The sequence below is a fragment of the Mesorhizobium sp. 131-3-5 genome, assembly GCF_016756575.1.
Taxonomy (GTDB): domain Bacteria; phylum Pseudomonadota; class Alphaproteobacteria; order Rhizobiales; family Rhizobiaceae; genus Mesorhizobium; species Mesorhizobium jarvisii.
In genome coordinates this window covers 4,766,996-4,782,205 of the sequence record NZ_AP023254.1, presented here as the reverse complement: position 1 = coordinate 4,782,205, position 15,210 = coordinate 4,766,996, and the positions used below count along the sequence as shown (strand labels likewise).

12 protein-coding genes are annotated in these 15,210 nt (G+C 63.4%); 6 read left to right on the top strand and 6 right to left on the bottom strand.

Annotated features, from left to right (window positions below):
* Positions 1 to 71: 71 nt before the first annotated feature.
* From JG747_RS23420 to JG747_RS23405, 4 genes are all read right to left on the bottom strand, one after another.
* Positions 72 to 515 (bottom strand): VOC family protein, encoded by a 444-nt coding sequence (locus JG747_RS23420; protein ID WP_019857737.1) that lies wholly within the window; start codon positions 513 to 515, stop codon positions 72 to 74.
* Positions 512 to 1,255, bottom strand: a complete 744-nt coding sequence (locus JG747_RS23415) for a FadR/GntR family transcriptional regulator (RefSeq protein ID WP_038646368.1) — start codon at positions 1,253 to 1,255, stop codon at positions 512 to 514. The genes JG747_RS23420 and JG747_RS23415 overlap by 4 nt, the downstream gene beginning before the upstream one ends.
* Complete coding sequence (locus JG747_RS23410; RefSeq protein ID WP_202360129.1) at positions 1,252 to 2,691, bottom strand: FAD-binding oxidoreductase; 1,440 nt, start codon at positions 2,689 to 2,691, stop codon at positions 1,252 to 1,254. Before JG747_RS23410 ends, JG747_RS23415 begins: the two co-directional genes overlap by 4 nt.
* A gap of 254 nt (positions 2,692 to 2,945) precedes the next feature.
* Positions 2,946 to 4,250 (bottom strand): M23 family metallopeptidase, encoded by a 1,305-nt coding sequence (locus JG747_RS23405; protein WP_038646373.1) that lies wholly within the window; start codon positions 4,248 to 4,250, stop codon positions 2,946 to 2,948.
* 307 nt (positions 4,251 to 4,557) lie between these two features.
* Here JG747_RS23405 and JG747_RS23400 point away from each other — a divergent pair, with 307 nt between their 5' ends.
* Positions 4,558 to 5,556: a sterol desaturase family protein gene (locus tag JG747_RS23400; RefSeq protein WP_202360128.1), complete on the top strand. Its 999-nt coding sequence runs from the start codon at positions 4,558 to 4,560 to the stop codon at positions 5,554 to 5,556.
* Complete coding sequence (locus tag JG747_RS23395; protein ID WP_202360127.1) at positions 5,553 to 6,683, top strand: GNAT family N-acetyltransferase; 1,131 nt, start codon at positions 5,553 to 5,555, stop codon at positions 6,681 to 6,683. The genes JG747_RS23400 and JG747_RS23395 overlap by 4 nt, the downstream gene beginning before the upstream one ends.
* A gap of 50 nt (positions 6,684 to 6,733) precedes the next feature.
* Here the strand turns inward: JG747_RS23395 and JG747_RS23390 are convergent, their stop codons facing one another.
* Entirely contained in the window at positions 6,734 to 7,201 is a 468-nt protein-coding gene (locus JG747_RS23390) for a peroxiredoxin (protein ID WP_038646379.1), read from the bottom strand.
* A gap of 95 nt (positions 7,202 to 7,296) precedes the next feature.
* Between JG747_RS23390 and JG747_RS23385 the strand changes: the two genes are divergently transcribed.
* The gene (locus JG747_RS23385; RefSeq protein ID WP_202360126.1) at positions 7,297 to 10,677 is read left to right on the top strand and encodes a DUF3971 domain-containing protein; all 3,381 of its coding nucleotides are present in this window, start codon (positions 7,297 to 7,299) and stop codon (positions 10,675 to 10,677) included.
* A gap of 6 nt (positions 10,678 to 10,683) precedes the next feature.
* Here the strand turns inward: JG747_RS23385 and tyrS are convergent, their stop codons facing one another.
* Positions 10,684 to 11,937 (bottom strand): tyrosine--tRNA ligase, encoded by a 1,254-nt coding sequence (gene tyrS, locus JG747_RS23380; RefSeq protein WP_038646385.1) that lies wholly within the window; start codon positions 11,935 to 11,937, stop codon positions 10,684 to 10,686.
* Between the two features lie 424 nt (positions 11,938 to 12,361).
* Between tyrS and JG747_RS23375 the strand changes: the two genes are divergently transcribed.
* Genes JG747_RS23375 through JG747_RS23365 form a run of 3 tightly spaced genes read left to right on the top strand, consistent with a single transcriptional unit; the run spans position 12,362 to position 15,112 of the window.
* Entirely contained in the window at positions 12,362 to 13,096 is a 735-nt protein-coding gene (locus JG747_RS23375) for a glycosyltransferase family 2 protein (protein WP_027051599.1), read from the top strand.
* Positions 13,089 to 13,421: a lipid-A-disaccharide synthase N-terminal domain-containing protein gene (locus JG747_RS23370; protein WP_202360125.1), complete on the top strand. Its 333-nt coding sequence runs from the start codon at positions 13,089 to 13,091 to the stop codon at positions 13,419 to 13,421. The genes JG747_RS23375 and JG747_RS23370 overlap by 8 nt, the downstream gene beginning before the upstream one ends.
* Before the next feature lie 41 nt (positions 13,422 to 13,462).
* The gene (locus JG747_RS23365) at positions 13,463 to 15,112 is read left to right on the top strand and encodes an ArnT family glycosyltransferase (protein ID WP_202360124.1); all 1,650 of its coding nucleotides are present in this window, start codon (positions 13,463 to 13,465) and stop codon (positions 15,110 to 15,112) included.
* The last annotated feature ends 98 nt before the right edge of the window (positions 15,113 to 15,210 follow it).

The following is a 15,210-nucleotide window of genomic DNA, read 5'->3' as shown; positions in this document are numbered from 1 at the left end:
ATTCATTTTTCGCTCCTGTTGCAAGACTGTCTCGTCTCTTCATTGCGCGCCGTTCCCTTGGCGCGGGTGGTCTACGGCTGTTCGTCGTGGTAGTCGCCGGGGCCGCCGTCGAGCCAGGCGTAGAGTTCCCAAAGCGTGTCGTCCGGGTCGGTGAAGTAGGCGCAGCGCGCGTTCCAGACATAGTTTTCGGGCGGGCCATAAAACGGCACGCCCTTTGCCGTCAGCTCGGCATGCAGTCGGTCGATCTCGTCGGGCGCGCCGAGTTGGACGGCGACGCAGACCTTGTGCGCATGGCGCGGCGACCGCAGTTTGGAGACGCCGGCATGCTGGCTGATGTGGTCGATTTCCCAGGCGGCCAGCGTCACGCCTTCGCCATGGAAGTCGGCGAAACCTTCGGCGCGGCGGCGCAAGCGAAAGCCGAGCTTGTCGACATAGAACGCCACCGTCCGCTCGATATCCTCGACCAGAAGGCAGACGTCGGAAATGCGGGTAATGCTTGCGACAGCCATGCTCATTTCCCTCCGCCGGTGCGTTCGCCGCGGGCAGAAGGCAGCTTGACGCCGACACGGTTGGCAGCGCCGATAATATGCGCGCGCATCGCGGCTTCGGCTGCTGCCGGATCGCCGGCGACCAACGCCTCGTAGATGCGCACATGCTCGCCGACATTGACCTCCACCAGATCGTGCAAGGGATTGGTCTGCCGCGCGTAATAGATCGAGCGGCGGATTTGTTCGCAGACGAAGGAAATGAAGGTGTGGATGTAGCTGTTGCCGGTCGCGCGGGCGATTTCGCGATGAAACAGCAGATCGGCGTCGATGCTGCCGTCTTCCCAGCGCTCCTCGCCGCTCATCCGGTCGAGCGCGCCCTTGATCGCGTCGAGATGCTCCTGCTCGCGCCGTTCGGCCGCAAGTGCCGCCGATTCCGCCTCGAGGATGCAGCGCAGCTCGAACAGCCGCTCCATGTTCTGCCCCTCCTTCAGTGTCTCGCGGTCGATGCGGATTGCCGCGCGCTGTTCCGGCGCCAGGACGAAGGAGCCGATGCCTTGTCGCGCCTCGACCATGCCATCGGCGCGCAACTGCGCGATCGCCTCGCGCACGACGTTGCGGCTGACGCCGAATTTCTCCGAAAGTTGCTGCTCCGTCGGCAGCAGGCTGCCCGGATTGAGATCGCCGGACTCGATCTCGCGGCTGAGGAACGCCGCGACCCGGTGCGGCAGCGCCTCGACAGTGCCGATGGCGGCCAGTCTTTGTTTCATGAAGAAGTCTCCGTCGCGGGAAAGAGGCAGCCGGGGTTCATCAGCCCGCCCGGATCGAGCGCATCTTTGAGTGTGCTGACGAGCCGACGCTGGACTGCTGACATTCCCGCCCAATAGACACGCTGGCGGGTGCGTCCGATGCCATGCTCGGCGCTGATCGAGCCGCCGAGGGCGTTGACGATGTCGTATAGGCCAGTGGTGATGGTGGCGCCCGTGGCGCGGGCGGCGGGCTCGGCAAGGTCGAGCGGCGGCAGGACGTTGAAATGGATGTTGCCGTCGCCCGCGTGGCCGTAGGCCTGGGAAATCCAGCCCGGATGCTGCAGTTCGATAAACTGGCGGGCCTGGGCGATGAGCGTGGGGATGTCGGAGATGCGCACCGAGAGGTCGGTGCGCACATGGTAGCCGCGCTTGGCTTGGCCCTCGACCAACCCCTCGCGAATGGCCCAGAATGCTCTGGCCTGCGCGCCGCTCTCGGCCAGGACGGCGTCGGTGACGAGGTCTTCTGCCATCGTGCCGGCAAGGAAATCCACCAGCAGGGCGCGCAAATCGATCGCGGCACTCGACGACAATTCGATCAGCACATGGACCGGCGTGGTGACCGGTGCCACGATGTTCGGGTCGGCGAGGCGCGCAAGCTCCATGCATTCCGCGCCGATGATCTCGAAGGCGGATATCAGGTCGCAGCATTGGCGTCGGGCGCGCCTGAACAGCGATATCGCCGCTTCGAATGAGGGGAGCCCCAGATAGGCGGTCTCGACGCGGCCGGGTTTTGGAAAGAGCTTCATCTCGACACCGGTGATGATGCCCAGCGTGCCCTCGGCGCCGATGAAGAGCTGCTTCAGGTCATAGCCGCGATTGTCCTTGCGCAGGCCAGAAAAGCCGTTCCACAACGCGCCGTCCGGCAGCACAGCTTCCAGGCCGACGATGAGGTCGCGGGCCATACCGTAGCGCAAGACGTTGACGCCGCCGGCATTGCTGGCGGCGTTGCCGCCGATCTGGCAGCTGCCTTGCGCGCCGAGCGACAGCGGAAACAGGCAGTCCTGCTCGTCGGCGGCGTTCTTGATGTGCTGCAGGATGCAGCCGGCATCGGCCTGTAGGATGAAATTGTCGGCATCGACAAGGCGGATCCTGTTCAGCCGCTCCAGGCTGATCACCACCGCGCCTCGGGCTGTGCCGATGTCGATCGCACCTGCCACAAGTCCGGTGTTCCCGCCTTGCGGGATCATCGCCAGCCCCAGCGTGCCGCACAGCCGGACCGCGGCCTGAACCTCGGCGACCGACGCGGGCTTCAGCACGGCAAGCGCGCCGCCATGATGATCGCCAGACCAGTCCACGAGGTATTTCGCCATGTCGGCCGCATCGGCAGCCACGCCGCTCTGCCCCAGCACATGCTCCAGGGCGGTGAGAACGTCAGGCGAGATGCCGTGGATGGTCATTGTCGGGTCGGCGTTGATGTTGTGGTATATGGTTATACATATCATCCTACAACTTGAATTGTGTCAACACCGACAGGGCCGAAGGCCGTGGACTAGTCGCCTTGCCGGCGCGTGGGGATGATACGTCTGCTGGGAGGCAAAAGAGGCGAAACAGGCGGCCGAAAGCCGCACGGATGGCGATCACTCACCTCGAAATCGAAGCGGGAAGGTCTATTCGAGAGGTATTGAGTGCCAATCAGGTCAGGACTGGCGCCTCAGAGATACTGGGCGACCTTCCTGCCGACGGTGAGGAAGCGCAAGGGATCGATCGCTTCGCCATTGTGGCGCACCTCATAGTGCAGATGCGGGCCGGTCGAGCGGCCGCTGCTACCGGTCTTGCCGACGATGGCGCCGGCGTCCAGCTTCTCGCCCACGGTCACGTCGATTTCGCTGAGATGCCCGTAGCGGGTCGCAAAGCCGTTGCCGTGGTCGACCTCCACCATGCGGCCATAGCCACCGTTCCAGCCGGCCTTGGTAACGATGCCGGGCGCCGTGACCTTGGCCGCCATGCCGATGGGCGCCCTGAAATCCATGCCCGAATGCAGTGCCGCGGTGCCGAGGATGGGATCGGTGCGCACGCCGAACGGGCTGGTGACGGAGTGGCCGGGGGCGGGGTTGGCAAGCGGCAGCTGGCGCGCTTCCTTCTTCAGCTGGTCGAGCGTATCCAGAGCTTCGTCCAGTTCCTTGACCTTGCTGTCGAAGATCATCGAACTGTCGAGCGGGATCAGCGGACCGCCGACATCGCTTTCGTTCTTGCCGAAATCGCTGTCGACCGGCAGTCCGGCCGCCTGCAGCGCCTGCTGGATGGCATCGGCGCTCTTGTAGGCATTGTCTGCAAGCGTGCTGATGCGGGTGAGCTGTTCGTTTTCGATGGATTTCAGCGACTGGTTGATCGAGACGAACAGCTTGTCGGCACGATCAGCGGCTGTATCGCTGGGCAGCGGATCGGTGCGGGTCGACCACAAGGAGAACGGCCTGGTATCGGCAGCACCCAGGTCGGCACCCAGGCTCGCGACCGCATAATTCCGCGCGGGCTGGCTGATGCTGCCGGTCACCTCGGCGTGCTTGTCCGGTTTGGCGGCCGCGGCCGGATCCTCGGCGGGCGCTGCTCCCACCTCGTTCTCGGCGCGCTCGAGCAATGGTCCGAGACGGCCGTGGCGCTGGCTGAGCTGCGTCTGGCGTTCAATCAGTTCGCTGACCTTGTTTTCCATCAATTGCTGGTCGAGCAACTGGCGGCTGGTGATGCGGTCGACCTGGGCGCGAAGCGCCGAGATGCGGTCTTCGTAGGCCTGCTGCATGCGCGCCTGGCGCGCGGTGGTGGCGCCGATCAGGTCGTCGCGCAGCACGAGATAGGAGGTGGCCAGGAGGTAGCCGATGGCAATGGCGGCGAGTGCCGAGCCGATGAATGCCGCGAGCCAGGGCCGGATCGTGAAATGCCTAATCTCGTTGCCGCGGGCTATGATGACCGTGTGGGGTTCCTTGCGCCTGCCGAAGACTGCGGACTGACCGGTTGCGTTCACGGGACCAAGCTTTCGTTTACGACACCACGACAGCTTGATTACACATTATTAGGGTTAACAAAGGCTTGCCTGATCGATCGCCTGGCGCCGAATGCATGCGGCGCGCGCAGAGGGTTGTATGAAAATGGCCAAAGAAGCGTGCGTAATGCCGCGAAATCATTGGCGATGAGCGCCAATCGGCTGCCAGCAGAGCGGCCTGTCGGTCGCGATCAAGGTCTAGGTTTCCTTAACTGTCTTCGATCGCTTTTAATTGACGGTTTTCGATTAGAAGCGGTACCGGGGTTTGGGATTCACTATGGCGGCAGGAATGCTGGGCGATCTGGTTGGCAAGATCCTCGACAAGATCTCGGGCACCAGTTTGCTGGCGACCGGGCTTCTGCTGTTGACTGCTTTTGTCAGCGCGCTCGTCGCCTATTGGCGCACGGTCGAGGAGAAGAGCTGGAAGGAGTTCTTCGAGTTCGTCATCCCGCACGAGGTCATCACCCATCCCTCGGCGAGGGCCGACCTGCTGTTCTGGGTCACGAAAAAAGCCCTGATGCCCTTCCTGATGCTGCCCGCCGGAATAGTCTTCGTCTCGGCGGTGGGCTACGCAACCAACTGGCTGTTTTCGACACTCGTCCAGTTCCAGCCGCCGCTGGTCCAGGGACCGGCAGGCCCGGTGACGGTGCTGATCTTCACCATCACCATGCTGCTCGCCTACGATATTTCCTATTATCTCTATCACGTCGCCCAGCACCGCTATCCGGTGCTCTGGGAATTGCACAAGGTGCATCACTCGGCCGAGGTGATGGTCGGGATCACCAAGGACCGGGTCCACCCGCTCGACGAACTGATGAATCGCGCCTGGGATGGCCTCATCGTCGGCGTCTGCTTCGGCATCTGGTCGCTGATTTCACTGAACCTTGTCGAACTGACCGTCTTTGGCGTCAACGTCTATGTCATGCGCAACATCCTGATGATGGATTTCGTCAGGCACACCCATTTCAAGATTTCGTTCGGCCCGCTCAACAATGTGATCCTGTGTCCGCATTGGCACCAACTGCATCACAGCACCGATCCGCGCCACTACGACAAGAATTTCGGCCTGCTCTTCTCGTTCTGGGACCGACTCTTCGGAACATTGTGCGTGCCGAAACCTGACGAGGACTTCAAGTTCGGACTGGTCGACCGCAATGTGCGCGACTACCAGTCCCTCGCGGGCCTTTATGTGATGCCGCTGAAGCGGATGTGGGGGCATATTGCCAGGCGCATCCGGCCTGCAAAACCACGGACCGTACAGTCATCGGAAGAGGGGACGCGGCCATGAACGCTCCCTTCGTGCTCGCGATCCCGCGGACACGCACCTTCGAAGTCGTGACATCAGCGGCGCGTCTGGCCGAGATCGCACCGGCCTGGGCCGCGCTCTGGCAGCGCGCCGGCGGGCTTGTCTTCCAGCACCCGGACTGGATCGCGGCCTGGTGGCGCACCACCCCGCATCAGCAGCGGCGCACGCTCAGGATCGGGCTTGCCTGGAATGGCGATCGGCTCGACGGCGTGATCGCGCTCGCTACCTTCAAGCGCTCCGGCATCCGCATGCTCGAATGGGCAGCGAAAGATCACAGCGACTATGGTGACGCGCTGGTTGCGCCCGACAGAGATCCGCATGTGATCTCCCGCCTCTGGCAGCATGTTTTTGATCAGGGCGGCTTCGACCTCGTCTATCTCAACCGGCTGCTGCCGGATGCCGGTGTCCGAGGCCTGCTGGATCCGGCCTCGCACCTTCGACCCAACCACCGCAGTGAAATCAGCTACCGTGTCGTCGGCCCCTGGCAAAGTGGGGCGGAATGGTTCGAGACGCTGTCCAAGAAGGCCCGGCAGAACTACCGTCGCGGCCGCAAATTCATGGAGGAAGGTGGGGCGGTGCGTTTCCGCCTGCTGGGTGCGGACGACCCGCGCGAGCCGGTGCTCGCACGGGTCGCGGTGCTGAAGCGCCTCTGGCTCGCCCGGCATGGCCGTGCCTCCGACCTGTTCGACGAGGGCTCGCCCGTTCTCGCCGCGCTGGTTTCGGTGCTGGCCGAGCTCGGGCTGTTGCGCATCTTCGTGCTGGAACTCGACGACACGATCATCGCCGTCTCGATCAATTTCGAGCAGCACGGCACGATGATGGCTTTCGTCACCACCTATGATCCCGAATATGAGCGCGCCTCGCCGGGCATGGTGCTGATGATGGACTATATCCAGTGGTCGCTCGACCATGGCCTTGCCAAAGTCGATTTTCTCTGCGGCGGCGAGGATTTCAAGCGGCGCTTCGCCACGCAATCAGCCAGGCTGTCGTCGATGATCGGCGCGCGCGGTCTGCGCGGTCATCTCGCCGCGCTGGCTGATCGTGTGGTCCATGTCACGGAATCCTGGCGGGCACAGCCGCAGCCGAAAGCGCAAACGTCGGACGAGTAAGCCCATTCCCGCGCGACCGGAATTGTCGATAGCGTCCTGGGCTTTGACGCTCAAAGCGCGCGAACGGCTTCCAGCACTTCCTCGGCATGGCCCTTGACCCGGACCTTGCGCCAAATCCTGGCAATCCGCCCGTCACGGCCGATCAGGAACGTCGCTCGCTCGACGCCCATATATTTGCGGCCATACATCGATTTCTCGACCCACAGATGGTAGGCCTCGATCACCTTGCGCTCCTCGTCGGCGGCGAGGTCGACGGTGAGGTTGTATTTCGATTTGAACTTGTCGTGCTTCTTGACGTTGTCGGGTGACAGACCGATCACGACGGCGCCTGCCTTCTCGAATTCCGGTTTCAGCTGCGAAAAGCTGATCGCTTCCTGGGTGCAGCTTGTTGTGTCGTCCTGTGGATAGAAGTAGAGCACCACGGGTTTGCCGGCCGACGCGGTCAGGCTGAGCGAGCCGCCGCCGTCCCGCGGCAGATCGAATTGCGGCGCAAGATCGCCCACGTCGAGGTCAGCCATATCGATGCCCTTGTTTGAGGTTACGCGCGACGCCACACCGATATAGTGTCGACCGGGGATTCGTCCACGAGCGAATTTGTACAACGGAAGATTGCGTGGATCAGGAGCAACCGCAGCACGAGAAGATCCGGTTCAGGCGTGACGAGATCACCGACCTGGGGGCTTTGCCGTCCGCGTGCCGCGTTCCACCACTCGGCCAGGCGTCGATCGGCCGCGGCTTCCGCATCCTTTCGCGCGTGTTCGCCGGCATGGTCGCGTTCATGGTGCTGGCCGCGGTCGTTGTCTATCTGGTCGGGGCATCCGGGGTCGGCTCCGAGCGGCTTCGGGCGGAAGCGGAGACCGCCATCGAGAAACTCGCCGGTGTCGATGTTAATGTGGCGGTCGGGCCGGCGCGCATCACGCTCGACAGTTCGAGTTTCGTCGCGCTCCAGGTCAGCGACGTCAGCCTGAGGACATCAGACGACAAACCTATGGCGGATGCTGGTCGCGTCCGCTTCGGCATGCGCCTGATCCCGCTTCTTTGGGGAGAGGTGCGGCTGACCAGCGCCAGGATATCGGACGCACACATCGTTGTGGCGGCGATGCCGTCCGGCGGCGACTGGACAGCGCAATTGCGCAACGAGGACGGCCTCGTCGATCCGGAGAGACTGTCCGACGCGCTGTTCGGCAACATACATCGCGCGCTCGACGCCGTACGGGAAGATTCGATGCGCCGGATCGATCTCAGCAATGTCGAATTCCTGCTGCCCGACGCGGGGGCGATCAAGTTGGTCAAGATCGCCGACGCCACCGTCTTACAATCGGGGCCGGGCGCTGTGGAGTTTTCCTCGGAGGCGGATGTCGACGGCAGAAAGGTAACGGTTGCCGCCTCCGCCACCCGAGATGTCGCTGCGCATCGCGTGACGGCGCTGAATGCGAGCGTCGATCTGGTATCCGCCGACGAAACCGCTGCCGGCGCCGGGAAGCTGGGCGCGATCGCGTTGAAGCTGACAGGAGCTGAAGGGTCCGGCACCAATGAATCACGGCTGACGGCCTCTCTGTCGTCCGCCGGGTCGGTGCTCGATCTTGGCACGCGCGGCTTGCTCCCGGCCGATGTCGATGTCGACGCGACGCTTGTCCACGGCAGCAACAAGATCCAGGTCGACAGGCTGCTGCTGAAAACCGGCCGGTCTTCTTTCAATTTCGGCGGCTCGATAGGGCCAAAGCCGGCGACAGGGGCGGCGGGCGAGGAACCCTCCTATCGCTATGACCTGACCAGCGACGGTTCGACCCTGGCGCCATCGGAATCGCCCGAGCCCGCGCTGACCTTCCTCGCCCGCATTGCCGGCGTCTATCAAACCAAGAGCCATAAATTGGTGGCCGAGCAGATCGCCGTTCGGTCCGCTGCCTCAGGCGAGGTGCTCGGCACCGCGGCCGTGGCGTTCGTTGACGGCAAGGCCCCCGGGGTCAATCTGGCGCTCAACGTCCATGACATGCCGGTCTCGCACGTCAAGCAGCTGTGGCCATGGTTCTCGGCGCGCAATGCGCGGTTGTGGGTGCTGGATAATCTGTTCGGCGGCCGCGTCGTCGACGCCAACCTACAGTTCCAGGTCGTGCCGGATCGCCTCGGCAACGGCGTGCCGCTTTCGGCCGAGGAGGTGTTCGGCCGCTTCCAGATCGAAGGCTCGCGTTTTGATACGGCCGGCCGTATTCCGCCGATACGCGACGCCGTCGGCGTCGTCGCCTTCCACGGCAATGACGTCGACATTTCGCTCTCCTCGGGCACCGTCTACATGCTCAGTGGCCGCACCGTGGCGGCCAGCAACGGCACGCTGGCGGTCAAGGCGGCGAACCGCCCGCCGGTCATCGGCGCCCTCGACATCGATGTGGAGGGTGAGGCGCCAGCTGTCGCCGAACTCGCCTCCTACGAGCCGATCAACGCCATGCGCCATGTCGGCTTCCTACCGGAGGACCTGTCCGGCAGCGTCACCGGCCATGTCCGGGCGGACATTCCGCTGCAGTCCGGCGTCGATACCTCGAAACTCGACTGGCTGGTGTCGCTCGACTACACCGGCCTGTCGCTGGCCAAGCCGTTCGAGGGCCAGACCGTGACGGATGCCGACGGCTCGATCACCGTCGATCCCGAAAAAGCGGTGATCTCCGCCAAGGCAGCCCTCAACGGCATTCCTGCCGAACTCGACCTGATCGAGCCGTTGGCGGACAACGGGCCGGCGCGCAGCCGCAAGGTGGCCATGGTGCTCGACGACAAGGTCCGTGCCGCGGCCATGCCAGGCCTGACGCCGCTGCTTGGCGGAACGGTGAAGGTCGCGATCGACAAGAGCGGCGATGGCAACCAGAACGTGTCGGCCGACCTGACCAATGCCAGGCTGGACATTCCCTGGGCCGGCTGGAGCAAGGGGGCAGGGGTTCCCGCTAACGTCACCTTCGTCATGACCAAGGCCGGGGACACCACGACACTGTCCGATTTCAGCCTCGACGGCAAAACATTCTCGATCGACGGCAGCATCGTGCTGATCAACGGCGCCCTGTCGTCGGCCAAGTTCGGCAAGGTCACCTTGAACCGGGGTGACGATGTCGCGATTTCGGTGAAACGGTCAGGCAAGGGCTACGCCGTCGACATCAATGGCAACGCGCTCGACGCCCGTTCGCTCATCAAGCAGTTCACATCCGATGTGGACACCGCGACCAAGACGACCGGAACAGACAACATTTCCGTCAGCGCCGACGTCGAGCAGCTCACAGGCTTCCATGACGAGCAACTGTCCAATTTGAAGCTCGACTACAGCGCGGCCGGCTCAAGGGTGAACGGGCTGAAGGTCAGCGCCACGGCAAGTTCGGGCGCGGCCATCACCATCAGCAACACAACCGGCGACGGCCGGCGCTCGCTCAACGTGAAGTCAGCGGACGCCGGCGCGATATTGAGGTTCCTGAACGTCTACGAGCATATGGAAGGCGGCTCGATCATGCTGGCGCTGACCGGGGCCGGCGACGGGCCGATGAAGGGCAAGGTCGACACCAGCAACTTCTTCATCGTCAACGAACCGAAGCTCGCCTCCATCGTCTCGACCACGCCGGCCGGCGACAACCGCAGCCTCAACCAGGCGGTCAAGGGCAATCTCGACACGTCGCGGGTCAAGTTCGAACGCGGTTATGCCGAGATCGAGAAAGGCAGCGGCTATCTGAAGCTGGCCAATGGCGTGCTGCGCGGTCCGCGCATCGGCACGACGTTCCAGGGCATCCTCTACGACCAGAACAAAAATATGGACATGACCGGCACCTTCATGCCGGTCTATGGCCTCAACCGCATCTTCGGCGAATTGCCCATCGTCGGCGCGCTGCTGGGCAACGGCCGCGACCGCGGCCTGATCGGCGTCACCTATCGGCTCAGGGGCAATGCCAACAAGCCGGTGCTCGACGTCAACCCGCTGTCGGTGATCGCGCCGGGCATATTCCGGTCGATCTTCGAATATCGATGAACGGCCTCAGGCCGGCCGCACCAGAACGTGTTTTTTCTTGCCGAGTGAAAGCTTTACGACGTTTTCCGGACTCAGATCCTGAAGCGTGACCATGCGGCGGTCATCGCCGACCGACTGGTCGTTTATGCGAACCGCGCCGCCCTGTATGTGGCGCCGCGCCTCGCCATTGGACGATGCCAGCCCGGCCGTGACCAGCAGCGACAGGATGCCGATGCCGGCTTCAAGGGCTGCCTTGTCGGCCCCGACGGTCGGCAATGTATCGGCGAGCGCCCCTTCCTCGAACGTCTTGCGCGCGGTTTCCTCGGCCTGGTTTGCCGCCTCGCGGCCATGGACGATCGCCGTCGTCTCCGTGGCCAGGATCTTTTTGGCCTCGTTGATCTCGGAGCCGCCAAGCGCGGCCAGGCGCGCGATCTCGTCGAGCGGCAGGCGGGTGAATATCTTCAGGAAGCGCTCGACATCGGCGTCCTCGGTGTTGCGCCAGTACTGCCAGAAATCATAGGGCGAGAAGAGGTCGCCGTTGAGCCAGACCGCACCCTTTGCCGACTTGCCCATCTTGGCGCCTGACGATGTCGTGAGCAGCGGCGTGGTCAGGGCGTAAAGCTGCGGCGTGCCCATGCGATGGCCGAGATCGACGCCGTTGATGATGTTGCCCCACTGGTCCGATCCGCCCATCTGGAGGCGGCAGTTCTGGCGCCGGGCGAGCTCGACGAAATCGTAGCCCTGCAGGATCATGTAGTTGAATTCGAGGAACGACAACGACTGCTCACGGTCGAGCCTGAGCTTGACGCTGTCGAAGGTCAGCATGCGGTTGACGGAGAAATGCCGGCCGACGTCGCGCAGGAACTCGACATAGTTGAGCTTCATCAGCCAGTCGGCATTGTTGACCATGATGGCGTCGTTCGGGCCGTCGCCGAAGCGCAGGATGCGGCCGAAGATGCGCTTGATGCCTTCGATGTTGGTGGCGATCGCCTCGGGCGTCAAAAGGCTGCGCTGGTCGTCGCGGAAGGACGGGTCGCCGATCATCGACGTGCCGCCGCCCATCAGGGCGATCGGACGGTGTCCGGTTTCCTGCAGCCAGTAAAGCATGGTCGCCGAGATCAGATTGCCGATATGCAGGCTGGTGGCGGTGGCGTCATAGCCGACATAGGCGGTGACCGTTTCCTTGGCGAAAAGCTGGTCGAGGCCGGTCTCATCCGAAATCTGGTGGATGAAGCCGCGCTCGCTCATCGTGCGCAGGAAATCGGATTTGAAGGCAGGCATGGTTTCTTTCCCGAAAGCGTCCGCCCGGTCCGGCGGGGGCATATGTGAACGGGCGCGTTTAGCATCCAAGCGCGATCAGCAAAAGTGGAATCCGGTTTTGCGTCAGATCGCGCGCCAACCGGGAGGTTGCGATCAGCAAAAGTGGAATCCGGTTTTGCGTCAGATCGCGCGCCAACCGGGAGGTTGCGATCAGCAAAAGTGGAATCCGGTCTTGCGCCGGATTGCCTCTGCGCCAAGGATCATAAGTTCCTGACGATCACCGGTTGTTGAAACGGTGCATCGCGCCTTACGGCACGAATGCTTGCTTCATCGTTTCGGCTGGCGTAATGAGGCGCCGCGCCAAAGGTTCTTGCAGCCCACGACCTCGAGCGGCACCGCACGGCATCCATCAATGCCACATTCGACGACAGAGCCCCGACGCGACATGCCGGACGCATTGATATCCATCGTCATTCCTTGCAGGAACGAGGCGGCAAACCTGCCGCTCTTGATCGACGAGATCGAGGCGGCGATGGCCGGGCGCGACTTCGAACTGATCATCGTCAATGACGGCTCGACCGACGAGACGGCTGCCGTGCTTACCGAACAGGCGGCGCTTCGTTCCTTTCCGGTGCGGGAACTGCGGCACCAGAAATCCGCCGGCCAGAGCCTTTCAGTGCGCTCGGGCGCCTGGGCGGCTCGCGGCGGGATCGTCGCCACGATCGACGGCGACGGCCAGAACGATCCGCAATACATTCCGGTGCTGGTCGACGCCCTGCGGCAGGCCGGGCCGGATTTCGGCGCCGCCCAGGGGCAGCGCCTCAAGCGCCGCGACAGCAAGGTCAAGCAACTGGCGTCGCGCTTCGCCAACTGGCTGAGAAACGCCATCCTGCATGACGAGACCCGCGACACCGGCTGCGGCCTGAAGGCGGTTCACACCGACATCCTGCGCAAACTGCCGTTCTTCGACGGCACCCATCGCTTCGTCCCGGCCCTGGTCATCCAGGAAGGCTATCGCGTCGTGCATTGCGATGTCGTGGATCGCTCGCGCCGGCACGGCAAGTCGAATTACGGCATTTTCGACCGCGGCCTGCAGGGCGCGCTCGATCTCGGCGGTGTCTGGTGGCTGCGCCGCAGGCGCCGCAGAATGCCAAAAGTAGAGGAAATCAAGCGTGTTTAGCGTGCTTCAGGAACTGGGGACCTGGCTTCACCAGGTTTTCATCAAGCAATTCGATGCGTGGATCCTGCTCGGCTTCGTTGCGCAGTTCTTCTTCACCATGCGCTTCGTCGTACAATGGCTGGCTTCGGAAAAGGCCAAGCGCAGCGTCGTGCCGGTGGCCTTCTGGTTCTTCTCCCTGTTCGGCGGCGGCCTGCTTCTGATCTATGCCATCCAGCGCCAGGATCCGGTCTTCATCGCCGGCCAGGCCATGGGCATGTTCATCTATATCAGAAATCTCTGGCTGATCGCCAATGAGCGCAAGGCGGCGATGACCAAGGTCGATTGAGCGGCCCGTCACAGCGAGAAAATGGTTAGAGAGGCTGATGCATGGCGCTGAACAGGAACTACATTTTTCTCTTCCTGTTCAGCCTGGTGATGACGCTTTCGGGGCTGGCATCGCTGCCGCCGATCGACCGTGACGAGTCGCGCTTCGTTCAGGCGACCAAGCAGATGGCCGAGAGCGGCGACTATGTCGACATCCGCTTCCAGGAGGCCTCGCGCTACCAGAAGCCGATCGGCATTTACTGGCTGCAGTCGGCGGCGGTGACGCTGAGCGGCAAAGGCGCCGAGGCGCCGATCTGGGTCTATCGCACGATCTCGGCACTGGGCATTGCCATCGCGGTGCTGGCGATCGCCTGGACGGGAACCAATCTTTTCGGCGCCAATGCCGGCATCGCCGCCGGCCTGGTGATGGCGGCGATCTTCGCCACGGCCTTCGAGGGGCGCGACGCCAAGACCGATGCGATGCTGCTGGCCTGCTGCGTGGCGGCGCAAGGCGCGCTGGCGCAGATCTATCTCGCGTCGCGCCGCAATGAACCGGTCGCCGGTCATCTCTGGTGGATTTTCTGGATCGCGCAAGGCGCGGCGATCCTCATCAAGGGGCCGATTGCGCCGCTGCTGTCGGCGCTGACCATCGCGGTGCTGTTCGCCTTCGAACGTGACGGTCGCTGGCTGGCGAAGCTCAGGGTCGGACGCGGCCTGTTGCTCGTCGTGGTCATCGCACTACCCTGGCTTGCCGCGATCACCTGGAAAAGCCATGGCGCCTTCCTGCAGCAAGCCGTCGGCAAGGACATGCTCGGCAAGGTCGCGTCGGGCGAGGAATCACACGGCCTGCCCCCTGGTTTTTACATGCTGACCTATTCGCTGTTCATGTGGCCTTTCGGGCTGATCGCGGTCGGCGCCGGCCTCCAGGCCCTCAACCGTATGCGCGACGATGTCAGGCTGCGCTTCTGCCTCGCCTGGTACATCCCGTTCTGGCTGGTGTTCGAGCTGATCCCGACCAAGCTGCCGCATTATGTGCTGCCGGCCTATCCCGGCATGGCTCTGCTGATCGGCTGGCTGCTGATGTTACAGCCTGAGGACGCCAATGCACCGCTCAAGCGCTGGCAGCAATGGCTGTGGTGGTCGACCGCATTTGGTCTCGTCGTGGTCAGCCTCGGCCTGGCGGCGGTCTGCATTGGAGCGCCGATCTATCTCACCCACAGCTTCTCCTGGTGGAGCATACCGGCGGCCGCCGCCGCACTGGGCACGGGCTATTTTGCCTTTTCGCGGCAGTTGCAGGTGCCGCTGCCCCGCATCGGAGCCACCGCCGCCTGTGCCGGCATCACCTATGCCCTGCTGTTCGGCGTCATCGCCCCATCGCTGAAGCCGATCTGGCTGAGCCCGGCGATCAAGCAGGCGGTGCTTGCCAACAAGCCTTGCGCCACGACGGTGCTGGCCTCGGCGCGTTATCAGGAGCCGAGCCTAGTGTTCCTGGTCGGCACCAAAACGGTGCTGACTGATGTCGGCGGCGTGGCACAGCATCTGCTTGCCGATCCTGCCTGCGCGCTGGGGCTGGCGCCGATCGAGGACGAGCAGAAACTGAATGGCATGCTGTCGGTGCAAGGCAAATCGATGAACCGGGTCGCGGAAGTTGATGGCCTCAACTATTCGTCGGGAGACAAATTGTCGCTCGGCCTCTATCGTGCGGCCCCATGACGGCTCGTCGATGCCCATAACGGCAACAATGGGGTCGAATTCCCAATGCTCGTAAAATCGCGCCCTACAGTTTCCGGTCGGCTCCTTGGGGTAGGGCG

What these genes read in the sequence shown, in the direction of transcription:
- JG747_RS23420 (WP_019857737.1), bottom strand. Translation starts at nt 515, where the DNA reads ATGAGCATGGCTGTCGCAAGCATTACCCGCATTTCCGACGTCTGCCTT.
- JG747_RS23375 (WP_027051599.1), top strand. Translation starts at nt 12,362, where the DNA reads ATGCCGGACGCATTGATATCCATCGTCATTCCTTGCAGGAACGAGGCG.
- JG747_RS23390 (WP_038646379.1), bottom strand. Translation starts at nt 7,201, where the DNA reads ATGGCTGACCTCGACGTGGGCGATCTTGCGCCGCAATTCGATCTGCCG.
- JG747_RS23395 (WP_202360127.1), top strand. Translation starts at nt 5,553, where the DNA reads ATGAACGCTCCCTTCGTGCTCGCGATCCCGCGGACACGCACCTTCGAA.
- JG747_RS23415 (WP_038646368.1), bottom strand. Translation starts at nt 1,255, where the DNA reads ATGAAACAAAGACTGGCCGCCATCGGCACTGTCGAGGCGCTGCCGCAC.
- JG747_RS23400 (WP_202360128.1), top strand. Translation starts at nt 4,558, where the DNA reads ATGCTGGGCGATCTGGTTGGCAAGATCCTCGACAAGATCTCGGGCACC.
- tyrS (WP_038646385.1), bottom strand. Translation starts at nt 11,937, where the DNA reads ATGCCTGCCTTCAAATCCGATTTCCTGCGCACGATGAGCGAGCGCGGC.
- JG747_RS23410 (WP_202360129.1), bottom strand. Translation starts at nt 2,691, where the DNA reads ATGACCATCCACGGCATCTCGCCTGACGTTCTCACCGCCCTGGAGCAT.
- JG747_RS23365 (WP_202360124.1), top strand. Translation starts at nt 13,463, where the DNA reads ATGGCGCTGAACAGGAACTACATTTTTCTCTTCCTGTTCAGCCTGGTG.